This window comes from Kitasatospora sp. NPDC007106 (assembly GCF_040634455.1).
In the GTDB taxonomy this organism is placed as follows: Bacteria; Actinomycetota; Actinomycetes; order Streptomycetales; family Streptomycetaceae; genus Kitasatospora; species Kitasatospora arboriphila.
Map to the genome: position 1 here is coordinate 1 of NZ_JBEYFP010000466.1, position 4740 is coordinate 4740.

Genomic DNA, 4740 nt, shown 5'->3' on the forward strand with positions numbered 1-4740 from the left:
GTCGACGATCTGGCGCAGCCCGTGGAGCCGGCCGGGGCGACCCGGGCGCCGGCGCCGCGGAAGTTGACGAAGCCGAGCAGGACGAGCCCGCGCTCGGCGACCTCCCGGCCGAGCGGGGCGAGCCGGCCGAGGTGCCCGGCGCCGCGCAGCCCGACCACGACCGGGCCGAGGTCCGCGGCGCGGGAGAGCTCCGCCACCAGGCGGCGGCGGACCTCGGCGCCGGGGGCGTCGGCGCCGAGCAGCAGCGAGGTGGTCGGGCCGGTGCGGCGGACCCGGGGCCGGGCCGCCGGGGCGAGCCGTCCGGCCGCCGCCTCCGCCAGGTACTCGGGCACCCGCAGCAGGCCGTGCGAGGGCCGCCCGGTGAGTTCGGCGGCGACCAGGTCGTCCGCGGTCGCGGCGGCCGTCCGGGCCGGGAAGCCCGCCCCGGCGAGGGCCGCCCGGCAGACCGCGGCGGCCTCCTCGGCGGTGACCCGCCGGGTCGGCGCGCCGGGCACCGGAGAGGCGGACACGGAGGGCGCGGGCACCGGCGGGGCGACCGCCCGGGGAGCCAGGTCGGCGGCCTCCCGGGCGGCGATGGTGTCGACCACGCCGTCCAGGGTCAGGCGGTCGGTGTCGACCAGCCGCACCCCGGGGACGCCCGGCACCTCGGCGTCGAGGTGGCCCCAGGCGAGCCGGCCGTCGGCCTCCTGCATCTTGTGGTCGCCGCGGATGCGGGCGGCGAGCTGCCCGGGGCCGGCCCGCAGGCCGTAGAAGACCCACTCCAGGTCCGGGTCGGCGAGCAGGTCGGCGAAGCGGTCGAGGGTGCGTCCGGGCAGCATGACGCCGCTGACCACGACGACCTCGGCGCCCCACTCCCGGTAGGAGGCGAGCAGGGCGCGCAGGTTGCGGTCGATCAGCGCGTACTGGCGCTCGTCGGCGCGCCAGGGGTAGACGTCGGCGGCGGTGTCGGTGTCGATCAGCGCGGCGGGGCCGCGGTAGCGGCGGACCAGCCGGCGGCCGACCTCGGTCTTGCCGGCACCGGGGGCTCCGGTGACCACGACGACCCGCAGCGGGGGCGGGCCGCCGGGGCGGGGCGGGGCGGTCACGTCCGCGGCGAGATGTAGGCGACGGAGGTGGTGGGCCGCCCGGTGACGGCGCAGGGCGCGGCCTCGGAGGCCTCGCGGAAGCCGAGCACCTCGCCGAGTCCCCAGCCGGCGACCTCCAGCACGCTCTCCCGGGTGTCGGCGAGCGGGGCGACGGCGACGCCGCGCTCCGCGAGCACCTCGCGGGCGGTGTCGGCGCGGTCGACGGGCCGGCACTGGCGGCGGGCGAAGCCGCGGGCCCGCCGCAGGTAGCCGGCGCCGACCTCGGCGACGGCGGCGGGCAGCAGGGCGGCCAGCGAGCCGAGGTCGTCGGGCAGCAGCACGGCCTCCTCGCGGGTGTCGCAGCGCACCACGACGGCCCGGATCCGGTCGCCGGGGCGCCGCCGCGGCTGCAGGTAGACCCGGAGCGGCACGCCCTGGCGGCGCCAGCGGCGGTGGTGCCGGCCGGCGGCCGTGCGGCCCTCACCGGCCCGCAGTTCGCAGCGCAGGCCGCGGGCGGTGAGCAGGTCGACCAGCCGGCCGGCCTCGGCCTGCTGCTCGGCGTCGTCGGTGGTGAGGGTGAGCGCCACGTGCACGGGGGCGAGGTCGGGGTGGACGAGCAGTCCGCCCTCGGAGTCCATGCCGAGCATCAGGTGGGTCAGCACCAGGCGGCGGGTGAGCGCGCCGGTGACGTGGTGGGTGTGCCGGCGTTCGGCGCCTTCGCGGAAGCCGACGTCGTACAGCTCGGAGAAGCGGCTGCCCTGGCCGTAGAGGCAGCCGGTCTGCAGGGTGCCGCCGTGCGGCAGCGGCACGTCGCCGCCGATGGTGGTCTCGGAGACGGCGGTGTTGTTCGTCCACGGGGGCCGCCGGGACCACAGCACCGGGACGTGCATCTCGGTGCAGAGCCGGTCCGCCATGGCGACGGCGTCGGCGAGGCCCTCGCGGGCCTGCTCGGCGTCGGCGTAGCAGGCCTGGAACTCGTAGATGTCGGGGGCCTCGATCGCCCGGAAGACGCTGCGGCCGGAGCGGGCCGGGCGGAAGTAGCGGGCCCGGCGGTAGGTGCGCAGCGGCAGGTCGTGGCGGGAGCGGACGATCCGCGCCCAGTGGGTGTAGACGGCGCCCTCGCCGGTCGGGGTGAGCACCATGCGGCGCCGGTCGGCGGCCCAGTCGCCGTCGTCCCCGGCGTACAGCAGGGAGCCCTCCAGCGACATGATCCGCCGGGTGGGTTCGAGCACCGAGTCGGGGACGAGCATCGGGTAGTCGTACTGCTCGTAGCCGTGCCGTTCGTAGGTGCGCATGGCGATCTCGTCGAAGCGGCGGATCAGCCGCATGCCGTGCGGCAGGGTGACGGTGGCGCCGGGCAGTTCGATCGGGTCCTGGTCGAGGACGTCGGCCTCGCGCAGCCAGCGGGCGAACCGGCCGAGGTCGAAGCCGCCGTCCTGGAGCGGGGTGTCGACCAGCGCCCGGACCTGCGTGCCGTCGTGCGGCGGGTGCCAGGGCAGCGCGGGCGCCGGGACGGGCGGTGGTTCGGGCAGCACCTCGCCGTGGTGCGGCAGCAGCGGGGCGGTGTCAGGCCGTGGCGGTCGCACGGGCACCCCCGCCCGTGCTCGCGGCGCCGAGTTCGGAGACGCACAGGCGGAACTTGCCGGTGGAGGACTCCGGCATGCGGGTCAGGCTGTCGAACTCGACGGTGAACGGGTAGCCGGTGTGGTGCCGGATGCGCTCGGTGAGTTCGGTGGCGGTGCCCTTGCGCAGACCCTCCGGCGTGTAGACCTTGATCTGCAGGCGGTCCGGCTCGCTCTGCACCACCTGGAACCAGTGCACCTCGGGGAAGCGCATGAACAGGTACGAGAACAGGTAGGCGTCGATGTGGTCGCCGGACGGGGTGACGATGAGGTCCTGGAGGCGACCGGCGACCGGGGTCATGCATGGATAGGGCAGCGCGGAGGTGTGCGGCAGCGGCGCCGCGAGGTCGCTGGTCTCGTAGCGGATCAGCGGCATGGAGCGGTTGTTGAGGGTGGTGAGGACGAGCCGGCCGGTCTGCCCGTCCTCGCAGGGGTCGCCGTTCTCGTCGAGGAACTCGACGAAGACGTTCTCGGACTGGATCAGCATCGGCCCGCCGCCGGGCTGTTCGTGCGACACGATGTTGGTCTCCCGCATCCCGTACTTGTCGTAGACGTCGCAGTCGAGCACCCGGCCGATGGTCTCCCGCAGGGCGGGCGGCAGCGGTTCGGAGGTGCCCTGGACGGCGCGCAGGCCGGGGATCCGGACCTGGCGGCGCTCGGCCTCCTTGGCGATCAGGTGCATGGCGTTGGAGTAGGTGCTGACCAGGGCCGGCCGGAAGCGGACCAGCCGGTCGAGCACCGAGTCGATCAGCTGCGGGGACAGCCGGAAGGTGTTGAACTCCCGCCGGTTGGTGAGCAGGTTCTCGGCCCGGTCGGTGAGCTGCTTGAACGACCAGTAGATCTCGGAGCCCCACAGCAGGACGAACGGGTCGCCCAACTGCCAGCCGCTGCACCACTCGTAGGTGCGCAGCTGGTGGGCGCGCATCCACAGCCGGAAGTCGGCGTCCTGCTGGAACTGGGCGCGGCGGCCGGTGGAACCGGAGGAGAAGTTGGTCTGCAGGGTGGCCCGGTCGGCCTCCGAGGAGAGCAGGGCGTCCTGCTCGCGGAGCAGCACGTCGCGGCTGAGCACCGGGAGCTTGCGCAGGTCGGCCGGGGACTCCAGGTCCCGCAGCCCGCGCTCGTCCATGATCCGCCGGTAGTACGGGACGGTCCGGTAGGCGTGCCGGACGGTGGCGCGGAGCTTGTCGAACTGCAGCTCGGCGATCTCGGCCGGGGTGCGCTCCTGGTTGGCACGGAGCCACTCCAGGCGCTCGCGGACGGAGCCGCGGCCGCGCAGGCGCTGCTCCTGCCAGTAGAGCGGGCCGGCTATTCCTCGGGGAAGATGCATGGCTGACGGCCTTTCAGCGGCGGTGGATCCGCCGGTAGCGGGTCAGGGGCAGCGGCGGCGGGCCGCAGGGGGCGGCGCACCCCGGGCGGGCGGCGAGCCAGGCCGCCCGCCGGTCGGCGAGCTCCTCGATCCGCCCGCCGAACCAGGCGGCGAGGATCGCCGAGTGGCTGTACGAGGTGCGCGGGTCCTCGATGTCGTGGTTGTCGTCCCAGTCGTAGAAGACGGCGTCGCGGCCGGCGGCGAGGGCGCCGGTGATCTCGGCGACGACGGCGTCGGGCACCAGCCGGTCCAGGACGTGCAGGTAGGCGGGCAGGTAGACCAGGTAGCGGGCGGTCACCAGGTCGGTGGGGCGTCCGGCGAAGCTGACCGTGGAGGCCGCGTAGTCGAAGCGGGGGCCGCGCAGGTGGTCCGGCGGCCGCTTCTCGGCGGGCCGGGCGAGCAGGCTCAGGTCGGTGCGGCCGTCGACGAGTTTGAGCGCCTGCCAGACGTTCTCCAGCGACTGGGAGGTCTGCGCGGTGCCGGGCACCGGGATCCGCCAGCGGCGGTCGCGGTGGAAGGGGTTCATGGTGGCGAACCGGCGCATCGAGGCGGGTGCGGCCTGGCAGGTGTCGATCAGCAGGCCGTCGCCCGCGCCGAGGGCGAGGCCCTCGGCGCGGGAGACCGCCCGGGTCGTCCCGGCACCCGGCCCGGCCGTCGTCGCGGCGGTCGTCGCGGCGGTCGTCGCGGC

At 75.5% G+C, this 4740-nt stretch carries 4 protein-coding genes; all 4 read right to left on the minus strand.

Going from position 1 to position 4740, the window contains the following annotated elements; translation table 11 throughout:
* The coding region (locus ABZ641_RS26180) for an Ldh family oxidoreductase (RefSeq protein ID WP_359985468.1) at positions 1-1085 on the minus strand (1085 nt) is incomplete at its 3' end.
* On the minus strand, positions 1082-2650 hold the full coding sequence (locus ABZ641_RS26185) for a hypothetical protein (RefSeq protein WP_344627591.1): 1569 nt from the start codon (positions 2648-2650) through the stop codon (positions 1082-1084). The genes ABZ641_RS26180 and ABZ641_RS26185, both read right to left, overlap by 4 nt.
* The gene (locus ABZ641_RS26190; protein ID WP_359985471.1) at positions 2631-4013 is read right to left on the minus strand and encodes an AMP-binding protein; all 1383 of its coding nucleotides are present in this window, start codon (positions 4011-4013) and stop codon (positions 2631-2633) included. Before ABZ641_RS26190 ends, ABZ641_RS26185 begins: the two co-directional genes overlap by 20 nt.
* A gap of 13 nt (positions 4014-4026) precedes the next feature.
* A partial coding sequence (locus ABZ641_RS26195) for a hypothetical protein (protein WP_359985473.1) occupies positions 4027-4740 on the minus strand: 714 nt, incomplete at its 5' end.

Excerpts from the sequence above, each read along its gene's own strand:
- ABZ641_RS26190 (WP_359985471.1), bottom strand. The coding sequence starts at position 4,013 with ATGCATCTTCCCCGAGGAATAGCCGGCCCGCTCTACTGGCAGGAGCAG.